Genomic DNA, 22,367 nt, shown 5'->3' with positions numbered 1-22,367 from the left:
CCTCCTTCACACTAAAAAAGACTCCATCCCCAAAAGGGACGAAGTCAGATATTCGCGGTACCACCCTAATTCCCACAGCATAAGCTATGGACGCTTAGTCTTGTGTAACGTACAACATACGTCATTCTCTACTCTTCACTCATTTCAAGAATGCAGCTATCGTGGGAATTTCGATTGCCATCTGAACTAAAGAAAACTTTCAGCCAGTGATTTTCTCTCTCTGATAGGAAATGGGGCTCTACTGTACACGGTTATCGCTTTTTTCTGGTCTATTATATTCTTCGAAATATATCGAATTCACGTTATTATTGTAACATACGGTTTTTGAATGTCAAGGATTTTCTCACCGAATATACGGTAATAGGGCCGGAAACCACGGATGCCAGCAGGGCTGATACAGGGAATGAGTACCAGATTCCTGATAATCCAAATATACTGCCAAGTAAAAATGTAATCGGAATAAAACAGATCACCTGATTACACAGCACTAGAAACAGAGAAAGCAGTTTCTTCCCAACCGCCTGAAAATATGCTGACTGGATATTTAAAAGACCATTCAGTATTATTCCTGCATTCGTGAGTTTTAAAACAGTACTTCCCAACTTCAGGATGCCTTCATCTGTTGTGAAGAGACGAAGGATCTGACTGGAAAACAGCAGGATCACAAGATATCCAAAGGCCCCGTACAGGACTGCAAGCATCGAAGATTTTTTCAGCGTTTCGGCTGTCCTTACCGGTTTTCCGGCACCATTACTGTAACCTATAATGGGCTGTATCCCCTGAACAAGTCCCATGACAGGAAAAAGAAAAAGGGTATTAACCCTGCTTACAATTCCATATGTACTGATCGGCAGATCACCGCCATATTTTCTCAAAAACTGGTTCACGATGATGATAGATATGCTGTATCCTGACATCTGCAGAAAGGATGGTATTCCAATCAATATGACTTCCCTGATGATGCCTTTATCCGGTATAAAATCTTTCACTGAAAACTTCAGACAGCTTTTGCCAGACAGAAAAAAGTAATAAATGCTCATGAACATGGAAATTGCCTGTGCCATTACGGTTCCGGCCGCCGCTCCAATAACCCCCATGCGAAGTCCAAAGATAAACAGTATATCCAGTAAAATATTAGCAGACATAGGTATCACCCAGATATACATTGCATATCTGCTGCTCCCCTCCGCACGGATCAGACTGGAAAAACCGGTGCTGGTCACGGCTCCCGCCAGTATGATCCGGGTATAGCTTTTGGCATAAGGAAGCAGGGTATCCGTCACACCCATAGCATACAAAAACTGTTCCAGAAAGCAAAGGCCAAGGATGGTCACCAGAATTGCAGTTATATAAAACAGTAAAAAGGTATTTGCCGCCGTTTTAGTGGCTTTTTCGTAATCCTTCCGGCCAAATGCCCGTGACATCACAGATGCCGCCCCGCTGCCCAGCGTCGAGGAAACTGCTGACAGAAAGAGGAAAAGGGGGAACGAGACAGCCACACCACCTACGGCACTGCTCCCCGCACCTCTTGAAATAAAAATGGTATCAAACAGATTATAAAGGTTATACGCCATAACCCCGATGATGGAAGGGACAGACATTTTTCTTATTAACGTACTAACCGGGGCATTTTCCAAAAGAGCCTGATTATCATTCGTCTCCATAGGTGCCTCACTGTCCGAGTGCTTTCAGGCACTTCCTGATCTGGTATTTGGCCCACATCCCCTGTATTCTGGAATACGGGAAATCATAGCGGAATGTCTCAGCAGCCATAATCACTGTGATATACAGACGGTAGAGCTGATATCTTACTGCATCTGCTTCGCTATAGGCATCCTTTCCGGCTGCCTTCAGATACCCTTCCAGAAATGCTTTTTCTTTACGAATATCATCGGTAAATACAAATGCCGTCGGAAAATCGGCGATGGGGTCTCCCCAGAACGCTCGCTCGAAGTCGAGAATCCCTTCGATTACATATTCGTCCCCGCATTTTTTCACGAAAACATTTCCTTCATGGCAGTCATACTCCACAAGCGCCGGAGTCAGAAGTTCGTCCAGATATCCGGCATTGTTTCTTAAAGCCGCTTCTATTTTCCCATATGGAATCCTGACCTGATGTTCCCTTGCATCTTCCAAAATCTGCTGAAACATCCGAAAAAATGCTTTCCTCCATGTAGGATACTGCTTTTTGGTATCTTCGCTGAAATAACCAAAATAAGGCCCCTTGATCTCATGGAGCTGTGCCAGATATCCTGCAAGTTCAGCCTGAATCTTATTCAGATTCTCCTTTGTCATTTTCTTTTTTGCTTTTTGCAGAGTCACACCGGTTAATGTACTCATGAAGAAATAATTGCTCTTTATATGTTCTTTACTAAAATCACAGGCCAGTACTGACGGTACAGGCACTGTAGTCTTCTCCCTGATCATCCGGTAACATTCGACTTCTGTAGGCATGACGTCCTGCTCATAGGTCAGCAGAGTTGTTCCGGGGATGACTCCGACCTTTAATACAATACTATCCTTTTCATGGAGACGGTGGATCAGGTAGATAGAATTGAACATACCGCCTTTTAATTCCTCAATGCCGCCCACTTCACAGGAACTGCCAAAATTCACCTTAACAAGATATTTGATTTCATCCTCGGTTAACAGATTCTTTGTTTTACTCTTCATTCACGCGTGACCTCCTTATGCTTATCTAAATGCAGTATGCATAGACAATATCACGGAAGGTATGTAAAAACAATTTTCCCGGAGGACACCTTTTTTTCCTGAAAGGACATGTTAGCTCACCGGTCCCCGGTATAACTTTCGATACGCCGCAGGAGTCATATGAAATACATGCACAAATCTTTTATAAAAACCGGAAGTACTCTTATATCCGATCACTCCCGCAACCTCCTCTACCGGAATGTCCGACCCGTTTAAAAGCGATGCCGCCTCCTCAATGCGGATCCGCCAGAGAATATCTGAAAAAGTCCCGCCTGTTGAATCCGCGATCTTTCGGCGCAGCTGTCTCCCGCTGTATCCAACGTGACGGGCCAGATCCTCAAAATTCGCAGTACGTATATTCTGCCGGATATAAGAACAAACCTCATGGAAAATACTGTCCTCTGCTTTTTCAAGACTGCTCCGGCCAAGTGCAATAAGCAAAAGCTGGAGGAGATTCTTGATTGCCGGAATCCTGTAAGAGGTTCCCCAATAGGTTTCATGCAAAAGATCATCCACCAGCCGTTTGATTACATGACTTGTCTCAGTGCTATTATAAAATATATAGAATTCATTTTTTTTCAGAAGCATTTCCGGCAGTCCGGTTTCCTCATCTGCAAGTTCACCATTCTCCGCCTGCAGATTATGAAGAAACGTTTTCATCATAGGAACCGGTACAATAATTTTCAAAACAATATCCCCAGCCCCGCAGGGAAGCATGGTATGGACCATACCCGGAGTCAGGATGCACAAGTCTCCCTCATGAAGTTCTATCCGCCGCGGACTGCCTGGCAGCATCTGCCCGCCTGCCCCCTGCCACACATAGATTATTTCATAAAAATCATGGCTGTGGTAATAGGGAAGAAGACAGGATGTATGCTTTCTCATGCTGAATTCCGCTGAAATCCTGACCAGTGACTCGTTAATTGAAAACTCTAACAGTTCCGCCTGTGTATATGGTATGTGATTCTGAATCATCGGGATCAGCTGTTTTGCATTGCCAAATTCTTCACTCACTGAATTCTCAAGACTCTCTGTCATCCTGTACAGGTCTTCCGTTTCCTGCCTTGCAAACTCTGCTATGAGCCTTTTATCCATAAGATCACAAACCCCTTTCCTTTCGTGCACACTTTTTCGCATATCTTATGATCTGCCACTGGCGCCTTTACCTGCTCCCGTATCCTTCCAGCAGTGCATTCAGTTCCCCTCCCAGAAGGATGACATACATACAGAAATACAGCCACAGCATAATCAGTATAATCGTTGTGAGGCTCCCATACATGCTGGAAAAACCTGTAAATATATCCAGATATACAGAAAACACGAAAGATATCAGCAGCCAGCCACACGAAGTAAACACAGCTCCCGGAAGCTGCTGCTTCATCGTCGTCTTCGAAAGGTTCGTCCTGTTCGGCAGGAACTTATACACCAGATCCCAGAAAAGTGTCAGGACGACCAGCGTCAGCAGTGTCCTGATCCGTATGATAAGATCCATGATCTTTGTCAGCACCGGCGCATGTTTATAGACAAATAAACTGATGCTGTTGCCAAATACAGACAGCGTCAGGGAGAGTACAATTGCAAGAATAAATATAACAGTGTAAAAAGATGCCCTGAACCGGAGATATATATAATTTCTAGTCTCTGTATTTTCATAAATCAGGTTCAGTCCTGACGTCATGGAAAGTACTCCCTTCCCCGCAGACCACAGGGCCACGATGATCGTTATCGGGATCACACTGCCGGACTGTGCGTAAACCTGATCCACAATGGATACGATAAGCCCTTCCACCGAGCTTGGAAACACTTGTGTCACCGCCTCCATCACATCCGGCCGGGTCACAGGGGTAAACTGGACGAGCGTCAGCAGCAATAATATAGTAGGGATTAAGGAAAGTACAAAAAAATAAGCCGCCTGTGCCGCATACGCCCCTGTATGGTGTGAACCTACTATACGTGCCAGTGAACTCACTTTTCCAAAAGTCTTCTTCATTCTTCCCTTCACCCCGCTCTTTTTGACCTTTTAACATGTCTTACACATTTATAAAAGAAATATTTCAAATCATACCATAAAGAGGAAATTTATTCAAGTCTGACCGCATTCTGGTCTGTTCAAACCGTGCCATAATGTTACTGCTCTCTTACAAGTATAACCGCGGTTTTCCCTGTATATGAGCAAAAGCCTCAAAAAGCTGTAAATTGGATAAAAAGAAAAGACAGCTGCACGCTGACAGCTGTCTTTATCTTTAGTAAGTTTCCCCAAAATGCCGGTCCTGTATTTTGACTCCTAGCCGCAGCTAGGTGGGCAACCGCATCTGCTTTTCTGTCTTCCACTGCTAGTCGGAGGCCTGACATATTACAGAAATATAAGAATCCCGTTTAAAGTATTGTAGGTTCAAAATAACAGGGTTATCGAACATTCCAGGTTTTCTCTAAATGTATTATACCCCATTTAAATAAATTTTACAACTGGTATTGAATCCTAATTTTATTTCTCACATGCCGCGTGCATTTTCTACTATTATATGGTATAGTTATTTTTATACCCAAAACGTGCCGGGCATACTGTCAGGCGCGTATACTTATCTGATAAAGGAGTCTTAGTTTATGAAAATGAATGAGTTAAAACTAGTCTATTTCAGCCCGACAGGCACTACTCGCAAGGTCATCATGGAGGCTGCCAGAAATATCGATTTAAAGTCCGTCTCCTTCGATCTCACGGTGCACAAGGAAAAGAAACCTGTGCTGCAGTTCAAAAAAAATGATTTCGTAATTTTCGGTATTCCGGTATATGGTGGTCGTGTCCCCCAGACGTTTCTGGAATACTTTGACACACTCAAAGGTGATAACACCCCGGCCGCATTGATGGCTACATACGGATGCCGGGAATACGAGGACGCACTTCTGGAGTTAAAGACTGAGGTGGAGAACCGTGGATTCAAGGTAATTGGGGCCGGTGCTTTCCCTGTGGAGCACTCTATCGTACGTTCGATCGGTCTTAGCCGTCCAAACAAATCCGATATGAAGATCATAGCCGACTTTGGCATCCAGCTGAACAGACGCCTGAAACAGGAGGAATCTTTTGACGGCTTCAACATTCAGGTGCCCGGAAACTCTCCTTACAGAAAGTACAGCCGTACTCCCCTTTATCCGAAGACAGATGTGAGCCGTTGTACTGAATGCGGAGCCTGTGCAAAGTCCTGTCCATCCGGTGCGATTTCCTCAGCAGACCCGAAGAAGACTAATAACAAGAAATGTATCTCATGTCTGAAATGTGTGCGCGGCTGCAAACAAAAAGCAAGATATGTCAATAAATTTAAACTGAAAATGGCTCAGAGAAAGCTCACAAAAGTCTGCCAGAATGATAAAGCAGCAGACATCTTCCTGTAAAAAGAATTTCCGCCAGACTCTCTGCCCGCGGGAATAAGCAAAAGACCGGCCCGGCTAATGGAATGATTCGTCCATAAAGCCGGGCCGGTCTTTTATCTGGCTGCGTGAATGGAGAATGTTTGGTCACGCAGCCAATTTGTTTATTAGTTTAATTCGTCAACAACTTTCTGGATTGCTGCAAGTGCATCCTCAGGAAGCTTGTCATATCCTTCTTTTGCTGTCTCGAATGCTTTGATCTCGTTTACACGGTCATTCATGCGGGCTTTCAGCTGTCCAACATACTCTGGGTCGTTCATATCCGGAACGAATCCTTCCCAATCCATGATCTCGATGTCTGAAATTGGTCCCCACTGGTGGAACTCAGCCTTCTTCTCAACGATTGCTTCCAAAATTCCAAGTGTATCCTTTGGCTGTACTTTCTTGCCCATGAAGTCTCCTGTGTTGATGATGTAGCAGTCTACATTCTTCTCTTCAACCAGTTTTTTGAACTTCTCATAGTCATTAACCAGAGGATAGGTTCTGAATGGGTTAGCGTAAGGTACAACTACCAGCTTGTTCGGGTCTACGCCAGGAGCAAGTCTCTCTGCTGTAGATCTCTTAGTAGCAAGTGTAGCACCCATGACTGATGCAAGGGAAGATCCTTTTAACTTAACTACCGGCGGGATTGTCGGGTCTTTCATGATCCAGAAGATTGCATTTACAGGAGCGTCAATCTTATCTACACGGTTAGGTGACCATAATTTAGACTTGATAGCACGTCCGTTACCATTTCTGATATCTTCTGTTACTAACTGGATCTTTCCGTCTTCATCAAGTGTTGCTGAGCAGTTCTGGGCTGTCAGTAAGTACTTGTTGTCTTCGCATCCTGTCGGGTAATCCTGAGTCTTATCAAAATATGTCGGCTCAATCGCGATAGATGCACATGTATCTGTGTTGATGATGAAAGCATCATCATGAAGAACTTTGATCTCATACTTTCCATCATGCTTAGCATGTGTAATTGTAGACTTACCTGATCCTGACAGACCATATACAGATGCAACATATTTGCTTCCGTCAGCAAGTGTATATTCTTTCTGTCCGCCGTGGCATGAAGCATACCCGTTACGGTTAGCAATTGCCCATACCATTGTAAGTGTACCTTTTTTATGCTCTCCGAAGTATCTCATACCAAGGATGCATGCACAGTTTGTATCTGTGTTGAAGTAGCAAAGGGTCTGCGGATCGCTTAAGCAGCTGTAGTCAACTCCCGGATGAGAAACAGGTGCCCACTGCGGGTCTGAGAAGATGTAGATGTCTGGTTCTTTTCCTTCGCCGACAGCTACAGAATCTCTGTACATCTTTACATAGTCATCTGACATGTACTGGAAGTTCAGCATCCAGGAATACATGATGTTCTCTTCGCCTTCCGGAATCAGGAGGTGTACTTTTACCATGAATTCAGGATCAAGTCCTGCATATACAGTTGCATGATACAGCTTTTTGTAACGTGCGCTGTAGATTGCATCCATAGCCACTTTGTCCAATTTCTCACAGTCTACTCCCGGCTCACCTGCGATGCGGCGTGCTGCTGCGTAGCGTCCTGTGATGGCACCATCGTTGAATAAAAGAACTTTAGCGTCTGCATCAAGGCCAAATTCTTCGCCTCTGTATACAGGCATATCTGTTACGATTGTTCCCGGAGAATTCTTTGCAAGGTTATAAGCCTCTTTTAATGTGTTAACTGGAACTACGTTGTTTCCGTAAAATGCTGCTTCAATAATAGATCTTGTCTTTGAAAATCCTGGTTTGCCTTTTCCAATTTCACTAATTGGATAATATGCTTTAGTTGACATAGTGTTAATTTCCTCCTTCAAATCGAAATTTGTTCAATTATCTCATGTTTATATTGAAAAGTCAATACTTTTACTGAAAGTTATATTGCCCATAGTTTCATTTATGCGTGCTAATACTTGAAAAAGAGTAAAAAAGAACGCGAAAATGCAAGTTCTATTTTTTATTCCTGCATTTTCACGTTGTTTATTTATCTTTTTCTTGATATTTTATTACTTTTCAGAGATTATTCTGCAACTTCCTTGTTAAATGTTTCACTAATACACTTTTTCAACGCGGACTAAAAATATTTATTTTTCAGCTTCGTCGTGTATACCATAAACCAGATCAGTACGACGAAAAATACCGCCATAGCAATCAAATCGAGTATCCTGACTGGTGTAACATAAAAATGAATTGCGTCAATCGCTCCATACAAGGTTGTGATAACCCCTAAAACCAATACGGCCGGTACTGCCTTCTGCATATACGCACTCTTATCCTTGCAGTCCCGCTCGGTGAAATTCTTGCCAAGCAGGAGCACTTCGTTGATATGGCCGTCTTTTTTCATCTTCGCCCACGCGTAAAGACTATATACGCCACAGCATAATATCAGAATACTAATTGCACCAAACATGCTGTCCATAGATTACACCTCTACTCCCAGAATTTCCTTCACGGTTTCTTTCATCTTATCAGCGTCACATTCCCTAGTGTGGAGAATCTCTGCATTGCGGATTTCCTCGATGGCTGCCGGAACTTCGACCCCAGATACCTTCTCCAGTTCATCAATCAGTGCAAATTCATCCAGCTCGTCATAAGAGCTGTCAATCGCAGTCATCACACTTCTTGCAAACTTGTACGGGCTTGCCGTAGACGCAACCAGCTGCTTACGCTGATCGCCGCTGCTTTCCCTGTAAGCCCTGCATACATGCGCAGCCACTGCCGTGTGGGTATCCATCACATAGCCCGTGGAACGGTAAGTTCCAGAGATTGTCTCTTTCGTCTCCTCTTCTGTTGCATAGCCGCCTTCAAAATCCTTCAGTTTTTCTTTCATCTCAGGAGTAATCTCATACACGCCTTCTGTCTTCAGCTTATTCATAAATTCTGCATTCTTCACAGCATCATTTCCTGCAATTGCATAAATCAGACGCTCCAGATTGCTGGAAATCAGAATATCCATTGATGGAGAAGAAGTGAGGACGAACTCACGGTTCCTGTCATAGGTTCCTGTGCGGAAGAAATCAAACAGTACTTTGTTTTCGTTGGATGCACAGATCAGCTTTGCGATCGGTACCCCCATCTGCTTTGCATAATATGCCGCAAGAATATTACCGAAGTTTCCTGTCGGGACAGTCACATTGATCTGTTCTCCCGCCTCGATCTCCTCGTTTAGCAGGAGTTTCGCGTATGCATACACATAATAAACCACCTGTGGAACGAGCCGTCCGATATTGATTGAATTAGCGGATGAAAACTGGTATCCCGCCTGACACAGTTCTTTTTCCAGTTCTTTATCTTCAAAGAGAGCCTTCACACCGCTCTGGGCGTTGTCGAAGTTTCCGTGGATAGCCACTACAGAAGTATTCTTTCCCTTCTGTGTTACCATCTGGAGTTCCTGCACCCTGCTTACGCCGTCCTTCGGGTAAAACACAATAATCTTCGTACCCGGTACATCTGCGAATCCTGCAAGCGCCGCTTTTCCCGTATCACCGGACGTAGCGGTAAGGATCACGATATCCTTCGTCACATGATTCTTCTTTGCGGCCGTCGTGAGCAGATGCGGGAGAATAGACAGAGCCATATCCTTGAATGCAATCGTAGCCCCGTGGAATAATTCCAGATGATAGGTATCTCCCACTTTTACAAGCGGAGCGATCACTTCTGTATCAAACTTCTCATCATATGCGCTGTTAATACAATGTCTGAGTTCTTCTTCCGTGTAATCCGTCAGGAACTGTTTCATGACCGCATATGCTGTGTCCTGATAGCTCATGTCTTTCAGGTCGTCCATTGTTACATCCAGTTTTGGAATGCTTGTCGGTACAAACAGCCCGCCGTCTTCAGCCAGACCTTTTAATACGGCTTCGGAAGCTGTTACTGTCTTACTGGCATCCCTTGTACTTTTGTATAATAGATTCATTCTTCTACCCTCTTTATTCTTTTCTTCACTTTGTTACTGCACTGCATTATAACACAAGTTGCCTCTATATTCAAGAAAAACAAAGGCCGGTGCATCCGCTCTGCATACCGCTGACGCATAGACCGGATGCCACAAAAAAAATTCCTGTACACACCCGGGCATGTACAGGAATTTTTCTTAATTCTGTTTCCGCAGAAAGATGAATAAAACTCCGCTGGCCGCCATCAGCATTGGATAAAACAGGTACGGCATGATGTGGAACGGCGTCAGCCCTGTCAGGCTGGCTGCTGACAACAGCTGTGCCCCGTAAGGAATCATCCCCTGTCCTACCGATGTAAAGATATCCAGAAGAGATGCCGAGCGTTTGGGGGTGATTTCGAACTCATCGCTGATTTCTTTAGCGATAGGGCCTGCCATCACGATCGCCACGGTATTGTTCGCAGTACACAAATCTACAAACAAAGCCAGAAGGGCGATTCCGAGTTCTCCGCCGCGTTTTCCCCTGATGCGGCTTTTTATGAGATTCAGGATAAACTGGATCCCTCCGTATTCTTTCACGAGTGAAACAATGCAGGCAACGATAATGGATATCACCGTAATATCGTACATCGACGTTACCCCGCTGCCTACCACGGTAAAGATTTCAGGCAGGGCTATACTGCCTGTCGCTACTCCTACAATCAGGGAAACCACAGTCCCTCCGATCAGGACTAAAAAGACATTGATTCCCAGCAGTGCCCCGACCAGAACAAGGATATAGGGCAGTACCTTCCAAAGATTGTAATCCATCGTTGATGTAACCTCAAGCTGTACATTCCGCGTGATCAGCCAGAATATCAGTATAGTAATAACTGCCGCCGGCAGCACGATCAGGAAATTCGCCTTGAACTTGTCCTTCATCTCACACCCCTGAGTCTTGACTGCGGCGATTGTGGTATCCGAAATCATAGACAAATTGTCGCCGAACATCGCACCGCATACGACTGCACCGATGCAGATGGCAAGCGCAAATCCGGTCTGTTTCGATATCTCTACGGCAATCGGGGCAAGTGCCGCAATCGTTCCCATTGAAGTTCCCATTGAAATGGAGATAAAGCACCCGATCACGAACAGGCCGACAATGGCAACGCGAGCCGGGAGGATCGAGAGCCCAAAGTTAACTGTACTCTCTACACCACCTGCCGCAGTCACCGCACCGGAAAATCCTCCCGCGCACAGGAAAATGAGGCTCATCGTAATGATATTCTCCTCCCCCGCACCTCCTGCTATCACCTTCAATTTTTCCCCGAAACTTAACTTTCTGTTCTGTAAAAATGCTACGAAAAGGGCGATTAAGAAGCCTACAATCGCCGGCATTGCATAGAAATCCTTTGTTACGATTCCTGCTCCAAGAAAAATCACAAGGAACACTGCAATAGGAAGCAGGGCAATGGCCCTGCCCTTTACGTTTTCTGTTGTTGTACTCTCCTGTCTCATTCCATATCCTCTCTTTGTTAAAATATTTCCCGTATCTTATGGAAATCCTCACCGAGCTCTTTCTGCATCTGGTCCGTAAACAGTTCCGCACTCTTATAAAAGTACATGTCATGCCGGACACACTCTGCGGCCATTGCAACCATCGGCTTCGACCGGGTCCAGATTACTTCGGACGACGCGTCACTGATAATCTGTCCGAATACAACTTCCTGTTTGTCAGAGACAAGTGTCAGGAATCTGCCTCCCATCTCTTCCCTCTTTTCCTGAAGCATCCCATGAAAACAGACGTGTTTCAGGGGTATCCCGTTTTCTTCTGCCTCCCCGAAGTAGACAATTCCAAGCCGGACACCTCTTTCTTCTAATTGCTGTAACTGCGGAAGAAGTTTTGGAAGGTCCTCCTCCCAGATCTGCAAAAGCAGCTCTGACTGCGTTCCCTTTAAGATACTGCGGCATTTTGCAAATACATTCTCGTATTCTTTAATATGCCAGAACTCATCCATATCCGTCTGTGCCCTGTAATCCTTCAGCTGAACAGTAAGCTCTTCAAGTGTCGCATCGGTCTCATGCTTCACCCTTCCTGATATCTCCTCGATCGGTACAGCGGCATATCGGTTGGTATTCTCCTCCCCAGAATACAATATAAAACCTTTCATGACAAGGGATTCCAGCACATTGTAAATTTTGGAACGTGGAACGGCCGAAAATTTGCTGGCCTCATACCCCGATGCACTGCCGTTTTTCAGCAGTGTCAGGTATACTTTCGCCTCAGCGTCTGTCAGCCCGATTTTATTGAGCAAAAAAATTTTATCTTCCAGCAGCATACCTTATCTCTCCTTACGCAATCCTATGATTTCCAGACTTTCTACCAGGGCTGCATCGCGCCTCCCTGTTCCGCAGGCCTGCAGTTGCGTGCAAACAGATTCAGGCATCCTTTTTCTTCCTTCAGCGGCGGGCATACCCAGTCTGCTTTTCTTTTTTCCAGTTCTTCTTCCGTCACTTCCAGTGATACCTGTCCATTTGGAATATCAATGATAATCTCATCCCCGTTTTCCACAAGTGCGATTGTACCGCCGTCATATGCTTCCGGAGATACATGTCCTATAATGGCCCCGAAATTAAATCCTGAAAATCTCGCATCTGACACAAGGCCGACACTTGTATGAAGCCCACGTCCGATCAGGGCATCAATGCTCAGCATCAGTTCTTTCATTCCCGGAGCGCCTTTACAGCCCTCATAGCGGATCACAATGATATCACCCGGTACGATTTCTCCGGCCTCGATGGCTTCGAACGCGCTTCTGTCCCCGTCAAATACCTTTGCTTTGCCTTTCATGTATTTCACGGAATCCGGTACCGCTGTCGGACGCACAATCGCCCCATTCGGTGAAAGATTTCCACGCAGTATCTTCAGGCCCGGTTCATGGAAAAGCGGCTTTTCGAGGGTATGAATCACCTCGTTTGGCTGCGCCTTCACACCGGAAAGATATTCTCCCCATGTCCGGCCATTCATCATCGGGGCATCAGTAAACAGACGGCTCTCCAGCATTTTCATCACGTTCGGCACACCGCCTGCGTAATGGAAATCTACAACCGTATATGGGCCGCTTGGAATAACCGCATTGATACACGGTATTTCTTTTGCATATGTTTCAAAATCTTCCAGTGTAATATCAATCCCGAGCTCATACGCCATCGTCAGAATATGGAGCACCGCGTTTGTAGAGCCAGCCACTGCCATATCGAACATAATCGAATTCAGCAGAATCTCCTTTGTAATCAGATCCGACGGTTTCAGTCCTGATTTCACAAGTTTTACCGCAAACTTGCCGGCCTCCCGCGCCTGGCGCAGTTTCCTGTTGTCAGATGCAGGAATGGTAGCCGTTCCCGGCATGACCAGATTCATCACCTCGCCCAGCATCTGCATGGTATTGGCCGTTCCCATCGAAGGACACGCCCCGAAAGACGGGCACACCGCCTCTTCCAGCTCCATCAGGTCTTCTTCTGCAGATCCGGAAAATCTTGCCACATCCAGATCCGCTTCTACTACGGTCTTGCCGCAGTGGTGACCCGGCTGCATAGAACCGCCTGTCACAACCATTGACGGGATGTTGACTCTCGCGGCAGCAAGATAACACCCGGCAATGATATTGTCACAGGATGCCACCATGACAAGGCCGTCAAAGTTATGTACTCTTGAGACAAACTCAACAGACATCGCCACGATATCACGGCCCACCTGTTCATATTTCAGTTCCTCGGCCCCATTTGCAATATTCCCGCATGTGGCCGGTATCCCAAACTCGACCGGCACGCCGCCTGCCGCCCAGATTCCCTGCTTCACGGCTTCTGCAATCTGCCTGAGGTGCGCGCTTCCCGGTGACCCTTCCATATAGGAATTAGGTACCCCGATATGTGGTTTTTTGCGGATATCTGAATCAGAATATCCTGCTGCTTTCATCATAACACGGCGGTGTGCCGCCTCTGCTCCGTTCCAATATGATTCCATCTTCTAATCCTCCTAAATCATCAATACCAATTTCATCCCGGCTATTCCCAGATCGTGCCGACTCCTGCCTGTTTTGCCTTATCATAGATACGCTTTGCCGCCATCAGGTCCTGTGTGCCGATACCGACCGTCTTAAAGACAATGATTTCCTCATCATTTTCCCTGCCCTGTACTTTCCCCAGAAGTACATCTCCAAGGTCCCCGGTAAAATCATCGCGTGTAATCTGCCCGCTCTCCAGCGGTATTAGAATATCACCTGCCTCTGACAGAACCGCATCCACAGAATCAAAATAGATTTTGGATGCACGTACAAGTATTTCCGGATCCATCTCCTGCATATGCGGCTGATAAGAGCCGACGCAGCTCACTGTAGCCCCTGCCTTTACCTTCCTGCCATCGAATACCGGCCGGGAAGATGGTGTCACACAGACAAGCAGGTCTGCATCCTCCACCGCATCATCAGAGCTTGATGCAGCCACAATTCTTGTTCCAAACTTCGCCAGTTCCTCATTCATCTGATCGACAAATGCACCTAATCTTTCTGCATTCAGGTCAAATACCTTCACCTCGTCCAGATCCCGGACAGCCACCATTGCCTCAAGCTGCGTCGCCGCCTGCCCGCCGGTCCCGATCAGCGCCCCTTTCTTACAGTCCTTCTTCGCCAGCACGTCAAACGCCGCCCCTGAAGCAGCCCCTGTCCGCAGCTGTGTCACATAAGTCCCGTCCAGAACAGAAACAACAAGCCCGTTCGACGCATCTATCAGCAGCACCTGTGCCGGTGTCGTCGGAAGCCCCTGCTCAATATTCTTCGGGAACACATTCACCACCTTCAGACACGCCGCATCCAGCTCCTCCACAAAAGACGGCATAAACAACAACGACCCGTCATGCTTCGGCACCTGAATATTCGTACGCAGCGGCACCTCACTCTTCCCCTCCGAAAAAAGCCGGAACGCCTCCTTATCAGCCTCAACCGCCTCCTTCATCGAAAAAACCTCTTTAATATCCCTCTTTGACAACAACAGCATCCTTCTACCTCCTTAACCTGAAAGCACATTTCCATATTAGTATACCCCTTTGGTAACTATTAATCCCATTATACCAATCCCCCTCAAAAAGTCAACACCAAAATCCCCCTCCTCCCCCTTAATAGCCAGTAACCTCCCCCTCCAACTTAAGCCGTAGAAGTCCCCCCGTGATAGAATTTTTTCTGCCGGCCGGATGAACCAGCTTGCCGTGGAACAGGAATGGCCTTGCACGGATGCGTCTTTTCAGAATTACTGCCCCTTCATCAAAATAGAAGCCAACACATGAACGAATCGCAGGACATCAAGTCCTGCGATTCAGCCGACTTAGCGAGAATGCATCCAAGCATTCTTGCGTTTGTCGGCGGTGTTCATCGTGTTGGCTTCTATTTTGATTTAGGGGCAGTTATACTGAAAACCCGCATCCGTGCAAGGCCATTCCTGTTCCGCGGCAAGCGTCCCCCTTCATCCTCCGCCCAAAAAATCCCATCACCTACTTCTTACTATTGGTGTAGTTCACTAATCCTCCGGCCGCTATCAGTTTCTGCATGAACTCTGGGAAAGCCTGCCCCTGATATTCCGTTCCTTTCGTGCGGTTATAGATCTTTCCGCTGTCAAAATCAACTTCTACCTCATCCCCGGCATCGATCCCTTTTGCCGCCTCCGGACATTCAATGATCGGAAGACCGATATTAATTGCATTGCGGTAGAAAATCCTTGCAAACGTCTCCGCGATTACACAGCTGACCCCTGCGGTCTTTAAGCACAACGGAGCATGTTCTCTGGAAGAACCACAGCCAAAGTTCTTATTTGCCACAATCAGGTCGCCCTGTTTTACTTTCTTTACAAAGTCCGGATCAATGTCTGCCATTGCATGGCTTGCAAGCTCCTGCGCATCAAAAGAGTTCAGGTATCTTGCCGGTATGATAACGTCTGTATCTACGTTGTCTCCATATTTAAAAACGTGTCCCAATGCTTTCATTATTTGTCACCTACTTTCTCCGGATTCGCAATGCATCCTGCAATTGCACTCGCAGCCGCCACCTCTGGGGAAGCCAGATAAATAAGAGAATCTACGTGTCCCATTCGTCCAACGAAGTTACGGTTTGTCGTGGAAACACACTTTTCCCCTGCTGCCATAACGCCCATATGCCCGCCCATGCAAGGGCCGCAGCTCGGCGTATTGACTGCACATCCTGCGTCTACAAAGATATCCAGAAGTCCCTCTGCAATACACTGCTTATAAATCTTCTGCGTTGCAGGTATTACCATGACACGCACATCCGGATGGACCTGACGTCCTTTCAGGATGGCTGCCGCCTTGCGCATATCCTCCATTCTGCCGTTTGTACAGGAACCGATTACCACCTGGTCGATCTTGACAGGTTCCATTGCTTCGATCTCATCAATCGTCTTCGCATTCCCCGGAAGGTGTGGGAAAGCCACGGTAGGACGTACCTGTGACAGATCAATCTCGATCACTTCGTCATACACGGCATCCTCATCCGCCTCGTATACCTGATATTCCTTAACAGAATGCTCCTTCAGGTAAGCTTCTGTCTGCTCGTCTACAGGGAATATCCCATTCTTCGCGCCTGCTTCAATCGCCATGTTTGCAATTGTAAAACGGTCATCCATAGAAAGGTTCTTAAGTCCCTCTCCTGCAAATTCCATAGATTTATAAAGTGCACCATCCACACCGATCTTACCGATAATATGGATGATCACATCTTTTCCGCTTACATACGGTCCCGGTTTTCCAGTCAATACAAACTTCATGGCACTTGGCACCTTGAACCAGAGTTCCCCTGTCGCCATGCCTGTTGCAATATCCGTCGTTCCCACGCCTGTAGAAAATGCTCCCAGAGCGCCATATGTACAAGTATGAGAATCCGCACCAATGATGCATTCCCCGGCAGCAACCACTCCAGCCTCCGGAAGGATTGCGTGCTCAACCCCCGATTTTCCCTGTTCAAAATACCACTTCAGTCCCTGCTTCTTTGCAAACTCGCGGATGGACTTGGAGTTTTCAGCCGACTTGATATCCTTATTCGGTGTAAAATGATCCGGTACCAGTACTACTTTATCTTTATCATAAACCTGTTCTGCCATCTGTCTGAAAATCGGCAGAGCCATAGGCCCTGTAATGTCATTTGCCATCACCACGTCTAATTTCGCTTCAATCAACTGTCCGGCCTCTACAGAATCAAGCCCTGCATGAGCCGCCAGAATCTTCTGCGTCATTGTCATTCCCATTGCGACAACCTCCTCTTTCATTTCATTTGAATTCTGATTTACTTTGCCTGAATATATTTCTTGGCTGTAAGTGTTTCTGCACATAATACGGCCCCGCCTGCAGCGCCGCGCACGGTATTGTGTGACAGGCCGACAAATTTATAGTCGAACATGCTGTCTTCTCTTAAACGTCCGATGGATATGCCCATTCCGTTTTCATAATCTACGTCTGCTTTTACCTGCGGGCGGTTATCTTCTTCCAGATACTGGATGAACTGCTTTGGTGCGCTCGGAAGTTCGGCCTCCTGCGGGAACCCTTTGTAGCTTACCAGTTTTTCTATTAATTCTTCTTTGGTCGGTTTCTTCTCAAAGTTGATGAATACCGCTGCCGTATGGCCGTTTAAGACAGGCACCCGGATGCACTGGCAAGTAATCTTCGGGAGCTGTGCTTTTACAATCTCTCCGTTTTCCACTTTGCCGAGTACTCTCAACGGCTCCTGTTCGCTCTTTTCTTCTTCCCCGCCGATATATGGAATGATGTTCTCTACCATTTCCGGCCAGTCTTTGAATGTCTTGCCGGCTCCTGAAATTGCCTGATACGTGGTTGCAACTACTTCCTTCGGGCCGAATTCTTTCCATGCTGCAAGACACGGTGCGTAACTCTGGATCGAACAGTTCGGCTTCACTGCGATGAACCCGCGGGTAGTTCCGAGACGCTTTTTCTGAGCTTCTATTACGTCAAAATGCTCCACATTGATTTCCGGGATTACCATCGGTACATCCGGTGTCCAGCGGTGCGCGCTGTTGTTGGATACAACCGGTGTCTCTGTCTTCGCATATTCTTCCTCGATCGCTTTGATTTCTTCTTTTGTCATATCCACGGCGCTGAATACGAAATCTACTGTAGATGCCACTTTTTCTACTTCGTTTACATTCAGTACAGTCAGTTTCTTGACTGCCTCTGGCATCGGGGTATCCATTTTCCATCTGTCCCCTACTGCCTCTTCATAGGACTTTCCTGCTGAACGTGGGCTTGCAGCCACTGTTACTACTTCAAACCACGGATGGTTCTCAAGCAGGGAGATGAATCTCTGACCAACCATTCCTGTTGCACCTAAAATACCAACTCTTAATTTCTGTTCCATCTTTCCCTCTCCTTTATCTTTCACAAAATTTGATAATCCTTATTCTACATTCAGATACATATCATACGCCATGATAACGTCCCCCATAGCTGATTTGCCCGGGGCACCGGTTGTATTACGCATCTCTACACAGGTTTTCATACTGATTGCATCATAGATATCTTCTTCAAATACCGGAGAAATTGCCTTGTATTCTTCCAGTGTCATATCATCAAGAGCAATGTTCTTCTCGATGCAGTGAAGTACCAGCTGTCCGACAATGCCGTGTGCATCCCGGAATGGTACGCCATGATTCACGAGATAGTCAGCCGCGTCGGTTGCATTTGTAAAACCGTTCTTCGCGCTGTCTTCCATACGTTTTTTCTGGAAACGTATGGTATTAATCATGCCTGTAAACAGGGCAAGACATCCTTTCGTCGTATCGATGGCATCAAATACCAGTTCTTTATCTTCCTGCATATCTTTATTATATGCAAGGGGGATTCCCTTCATGGTTGTCAGCAGAGACATCAGCGCCCCATAGACACGTCCTGTCTTCCCTCTGACGAGTTCGGCGATATCCGGATTCTTCTTCTGCGGCATGATGCTGCTCCCTGTACTGTAGGCATCATCAATCTCCACAAATTGATACTCGTTGGAATTCCAGATGATCACTTCTTCTGAGAAACGGCTCAGATGCATCATCACCGTTGACATTGCCGACAAAAGCTCGATCAGGTAGTCTCTGTCGGATACGGAATCCATGCTGTTCATCGTCGGACCCGCAAACTCCATCAGTTCTGCCGTATACTCTCGGTCAAGAGGATAGGTCGTACCGGCCAGTGCACCGGACCCGAGCGGGCAGTAATTCATTCTATTATAAATATCCTTCATGCGTGAGCGGTCACGTTTAAACATTTCAAAATAAGCGCCAAGATGGTGTGCCAGTGTAATAGGCTGTGCCTTCTGTAAATGTGTGAACCCGGGCATGTAGGTCTCTGTGTTTTCCTTCATCAGCCTCAGCAGAACTTCCAGAAGCTCCTTCAGAAGTCTGTCCAGTTCCAGAATCTCATCGCGGGTATAGAGCTTCATATCCAGAGCCACCTGGTCATTACGGCTTCTTCCTGTATGTAACTTCTTGCCCGCGTCCCCGATCCGGTCAATCAGATTTGCCTCCACGAAGCTGTGAATATCTTCATACTTATCTGTAATCTCAAGCACACCTCGCTCCACATCTGAACGGATGCCCTCCAGACCTTCTATAATCTGATTCTTCTCATCCTCTGTCAGAATCTTCTGCTTCGCCAGCATCGTAACATGCGCGATACTGCCGCGGATATCCTGCTCATAAAATTTCTTGTCAAAAGATATTGATGCATTGAAATTGTACACTAACTGGTCTGTTTCCTTCGTGAAACGACCGCCCCATAACTGTGCCATTTCTTTATCCTCTCTTCTCTTTTTGTGATTTTCTCATTAGTTTATCATAGTAACGTGTTAATGTCCACATGAAAGTTTACGGTTTTGCTCTCTTTTCCAGTACTTTCTTTAGAACTTTTTTACATTCATTATCTTGAAAACTCGCAGCCGCAGTAATCCTGCCTGTAAAGGCCGTATTCCTTTGACAGTTCAATGGAACGCTTGTACCCGTTCTTCTTTTTAAAATCCGACTGCAGATACTTTACCCCATAGCGGGATGCAATCTTGGTTCCGATCGAATTTAATTTTTCTGCATTCTTTAAAGGACTGATGCTCAGCGTTGTCGTAAAATAGTCAAAGCCGCCCTTCACTGCCATCTCGGCCGCCTCTGTAAGACGGAGCTCATAGCATTTGAAGCACCGTGCACCTCCCTCTTTCAAATGCTCCATTCCTGCCGCCATTTCATAAAATTTCTCTTTATCATAATTCCCTGCCAGAAAAGATACCGGGTTTTTAAAGTGCATATCACCAATCAGTGTCTGCTGCTCTAACAGGCGTTTCGTATATTCACTTTCTGGAAAAATATTCGGATTATAATAAAACACGGTAATTTCAAAATACTCCGACAAATATTCCAGCACATAACTGCTGCAGGGAGCACAGCAGCTGTGAAGCAGAAGTGTCGGCACACGCCCCTCCTTCTGGATTACATCGATCAGTTTGTCCAGTTCCTTCTGGTAGTTTATATTTCGATAGTTCATCTTGATTCTGCACCTTTCTTCTTAAAAAAGCCATGCTTTTTATAATAATACCATACTTTTCTAAAGATTTGAATCTTCCTTTAAAATCACTTTACAGCCTTTGGTTCTCTTACATTAAGTGTTTGTCACCTATCTTCTGTTTTCTCATAAACTAACTATATACTTGTCGAATGGAGTGTCTGCATGGAACCAATACTTGAATTAAAAAACATAAATTATGCGTACCACACTTTAGAAGGAGAAACCAAGGCACTGACAGATATCTCTTTTTCTATTGCCGCCGGCGAATTTGTCGCTCTGGTCGGCCCATCCGGGTGTGGGAAGTCCACCCTCCTGTCCATTATTTCAGGACTGCTGGAACCGGAAGAAGGGCTGATAAAAATGAATGGAAAAGACTGGAAAGAAAGTACGATGAATATCGGATATATGCTGCAGCATGACCACCTGTTTGAATGGAGGACTGTATACAGCAACATTCTTCTCGGGTTGGAAATCCAGCATATGCTCTCTGCAAAAACACGGGCAAAAGCTAATGAATTGCTGGAATTGTATGGACTAAAACAATTTGCCAATTCAAAACCTTCTGAATTATCAGGCGGAATGAGGCAGCGTGCCGCATTAATCAGAACTCTGGTATTGGAACCGGACCTTCTGCTTCTGGATGAGCCGTTTTCCGCACTGGATTATCAGACCCGTTTATCTGTCGGGGATGACATCGGGCAGATCATACGCAATGCACATAAGACAGCACTTTTAGTAACGCACGACTTATCCGAGGCCGTCAGCCTTGCCGACCGGGTAATTATTCTCACAAACCGGCCGGCCCACATTTCCAAAATCGTGCCGGTCACATTTACTCTTGAAAAAGACACTCCTCTTCTTCGGAGGAATGCTCCCGAATTTAAAAACTATTTCAATATTATATGGGGGGAGTTGAATCAAAATGAGTGAAATCTCTGTTGGACAGCAAAGTTACCTGAATATGCGCAAAAAGCACAAAAGGATTGTGCGTGTCTCACGCGTGGCAATCCTTTTGAGTTTTTTATTTCTGTGGGAATTTACGGCTAATGTGGGGATCATTGATTCCTTTATCTTCAGCAGCCCGTCCAAAATAGCCTTATGTTTCTGGGGGATGGTTCTGGATAAAAGTATCTTTGTCCATCTATGGGTCACATTGTACGAAACAATTGCCAGCTTTCTGCTCGTCACCGTCATCAGCGTTTTGATTGCTGTGATCTTATGGTGCAGTAAAAAGCTGTCGGAAATTCTGGACCCCTACCTGGTCGTACTGAACAGTCTGCCGAAATCTGCCCTTGCACCACTGCTCATCGTATGGCTGGGCGCTACTAAAACAACCATCATCGTTGCAGGAATGTCCGTCGCCATCTTCGGAAGTATTTTAAATCTATATACCAGCTTCACGACTGTAGATGAAGAAAAAATCAAACTCATCTATACGCTGCGGGGGAACAAATGGCACGCCCTTTCTAAAGTAGTTCTGCCGAGTTCCATCCCCGCCATCATCAGCAATATGAAGGTCAACATCGGACTGTGCCTTGTCGGTGTGATCATCGGCGAATTTCTGGCCGCACGGGACGGACTGGGATATCTGATTATCTACTCAAGCCAGGTATTCAGCTGTGTTGTGTAAGTGACACAATGTCAGACACCGGTGCGATACACTGAGGCCGCCTCAACACGCACATCAAAAAGATTTTAATGCTGCCACCCTATCTAACACCTGCCCCCATTGTCTGTCACTCAGGA

At 46.1% G+C, this 22,367-nt stretch carries 19 protein-coding genes, 1 other RNA gene and 1 other annotated feature; of the genes, 3 read left to right on the top strand and 17 right to left on the bottom strand.

The annotated features are described in order from the left end of the window. Window positions 1–31: 31 nt before the first annotated feature. Window positions 32–264, bottom strand: a binding site (T-box leader). Window positions 265–305: 41 nt separating this feature from the next. The 5 genes from A8806_RS15530 to ssrS all read right to left on the bottom strand — a co-directional run bounded on the left by A8806_RS15530 (window position 306) and on the right by ssrS (window position 5,140). Further along, entirely contained in the window at window positions 306–1,664 is a 1,359-nt protein-coding gene (locus tag A8806_RS15530) for an MATE family efflux transporter (RefSeq protein WP_109732114.1), read from the bottom strand. Between the two features lie 7 nt (window positions 1,665–1,671). After that, window positions 1,672–2,673, bottom strand: coding sequence for a phosphotransferase family protein (locus tag A8806_RS15525; protein ID WP_109732113.1), 1,002 nt, complete (start codon window positions 2,671–2,673; stop codon window positions 1,672–1,674). Between the two features lie 111 nt (window positions 2,674–2,784). Further along, window positions 2,785–3,807, bottom strand: coding sequence for a helix-turn-helix domain-containing protein (locus A8806_RS15520; RefSeq protein ID WP_181368751.1), 1,023 nt, complete (start codon window positions 3,805–3,807; stop codon window positions 2,785–2,787). Window positions 3,808–3,874: 67 nt separating this feature from the next. After that, window positions 3,875–4,702: a YihY/virulence factor BrkB family protein gene (locus A8806_RS15515; protein WP_181368750.1), complete on the bottom strand. Its 828-nt coding sequence runs from the start codon at window positions 4,700–4,702 to the stop codon at window positions 3,875–3,877. A 259-nt stretch (window positions 4,703–4,961) separates the two neighbouring features. After that, a non-coding RNA gene (ssrS, locus tag A8806_RS15510) (6S RNA) lies at window positions 4,962–5,140 on the bottom strand. A 176-nt stretch (window positions 5,141–5,316) separates the two neighbouring features. Between ssrS and A8806_RS15505 the strand changes: the two genes are divergently transcribed. Continuing rightward, window positions 5,317–6,099: an EFR1 family ferrodoxin gene (locus tag A8806_RS15505; RefSeq protein ID WP_109732110.1), complete on the top strand. Its 783-nt coding sequence runs from the start codon at window positions 5,317–5,319 to the stop codon at window positions 6,097–6,099. A 143-nt stretch (window positions 6,100–6,242) separates the two neighbouring features. Here A8806_RS15505 and A8806_RS15500 read toward each other — a convergent pair whose 3' ends face one another. From A8806_RS15500 to A8806_RS15445, 12 genes are all read right to left on the bottom strand, one after another. After that, the gene (locus tag A8806_RS15500; protein ID WP_109732109.1) at window positions 6,243–7,934 is read right to left on the bottom strand and encodes a phosphoenolpyruvate carboxykinase (ATP); all 1,692 of its coding nucleotides are present in this window, start codon (window positions 7,932–7,934) and stop codon (window positions 6,243–6,245) included. A 278-nt stretch (window positions 7,935–8,212) separates the two neighbouring features. After that, window positions 8,213–8,557 (bottom strand): hypothetical protein, encoded by a 345-nt coding sequence (locus A8806_RS15495; protein ID WP_109732108.1) that lies wholly within the window; start codon window positions 8,555–8,557, stop codon window positions 8,213–8,215. 3 nt (window positions 8,558–8,560) lie between these two features. Further along, a complete protein-coding gene (gene thrC, locus A8806_RS15490; protein WP_109732107.1) occupies window positions 8,561–10,054 on the bottom strand; it encodes a threonine synthase in 1,494 nt (497 codons plus the stop codon). Between the two features lie 177 nt (window positions 10,055–10,231). Then, the gene (locus tag A8806_RS15485; RefSeq protein ID WP_109732106.1) at window positions 10,232–11,530 is read right to left on the bottom strand and encodes a Na+/H+ antiporter NhaC family protein; all 1,299 of its coding nucleotides are present in this window, start codon (window positions 11,528–11,530) and stop codon (window positions 10,232–10,234) included. Window positions 11,531–11,547: 17 nt separating this feature from the next. Beyond that, window positions 11,548–12,351, bottom strand: a complete 804-nt coding sequence (locus A8806_RS15480) for a TrmB family transcriptional regulator (protein ID WP_242996122.1) — start codon at window positions 12,349–12,351, stop codon at window positions 11,548–11,550. A 41-nt stretch (window positions 12,352–12,392) separates the two neighbouring features. Beyond that, window positions 12,393–14,036, bottom strand: a complete 1,644-nt coding sequence (gene ilvD, locus A8806_RS15475; RefSeq protein WP_109732105.1) for a dihydroxy-acid dehydratase — start codon at window positions 14,034–14,036, stop codon at window positions 12,393–12,395. A gap of 41 nt (window positions 14,037–14,077) precedes the next feature. Continuing rightward, complete coding sequence (locus tag A8806_RS15470) at window positions 14,078–15,064, bottom strand: ornithine cyclodeaminase family protein (protein ID WP_109732104.1); 987 nt, start codon at window positions 15,062–15,064, stop codon at window positions 14,078–14,080. Between the two features lie 490 nt (window positions 15,065–15,554). After that, window positions 15,555–16,043: a 3-isopropylmalate dehydratase small subunit gene (gene leuD, locus A8806_RS15465; protein ID WP_109732103.1), complete on the bottom strand. Its 489-nt coding sequence runs from the start codon at window positions 16,041–16,043 to the stop codon at window positions 15,555–15,557. Continuing rightward, complete coding sequence (leuC, locus tag A8806_RS15460; protein WP_109732189.1) at window positions 16,043–17,317, bottom strand: 3-isopropylmalate dehydratase large subunit; 1,275 nt, start codon at window positions 17,315–17,317, stop codon at window positions 16,043–16,045. Before leuC ends, leuD begins: the two co-directional genes overlap by 1 nt. A gap of 38 nt (window positions 17,318–17,355) precedes the next feature. Beyond that, window positions 17,356–18,441: an aspartate-semialdehyde dehydrogenase gene (gene asd / locus A8806_RS15455; protein WP_109732102.1), complete on the bottom strand. Its 1,086-nt coding sequence runs from the start codon at window positions 18,439–18,441 to the stop codon at window positions 17,356–17,358. Between the two features lie 39 nt (window positions 18,442–18,480). After that, the gene (gene argH, locus A8806_RS15450) at window positions 18,481–19,860 is read right to left on the bottom strand and encodes an argininosuccinate lyase (RefSeq protein ID WP_109732101.1); all 1,380 of its coding nucleotides are present in this window, start codon (window positions 19,858–19,860) and stop codon (window positions 18,481–18,483) included. Window positions 19,861–19,988: 128 nt separating this feature from the next. Then, entirely contained in the window at window positions 19,989–20,600 is a 612-nt protein-coding gene (locus tag A8806_RS15445; RefSeq protein ID WP_109732100.1) for an epoxyqueuosine reductase QueH, read from the bottom strand. Window positions 20,601–20,783: 183 nt separating this feature from the next. Here A8806_RS15445 and A8806_RS15440 point away from each other — a divergent pair, with 183 nt between their 5' ends. After that, a complete protein-coding gene (locus A8806_RS15440; protein ID WP_109732099.1) occupies window positions 20,784–21,551 on the top strand; it encodes an ABC transporter ATP-binding protein in 768 nt (255 codons plus the stop codon). Then, window positions 21,544–22,251 (top strand): ABC transporter permease, encoded by a 708-nt coding sequence (locus A8806_RS15435; RefSeq protein WP_242996121.1) that lies wholly within the window; start codon window positions 21,544–21,546, stop codon window positions 22,249–22,251. Before A8806_RS15440 ends, A8806_RS15435 begins: the two co-directional genes overlap by 8 nt. Window positions 22,252–22,367 lie beyond the last annotated feature (116 nt).

This window comes from Faecalicatena orotica (assembly GCF_003149245.1).
In the GTDB taxonomy this organism is placed as follows: domain Bacteria; phylum Bacillota; class Clostridia; order Lachnospirales; family Lachnospiraceae; genus Faecalicatena_A; species Faecalicatena_A orotica.
Note: the sequence above shows the minus strand (reverse complement) of the source record. Positions and strands in the feature narration are given on the sequence as shown.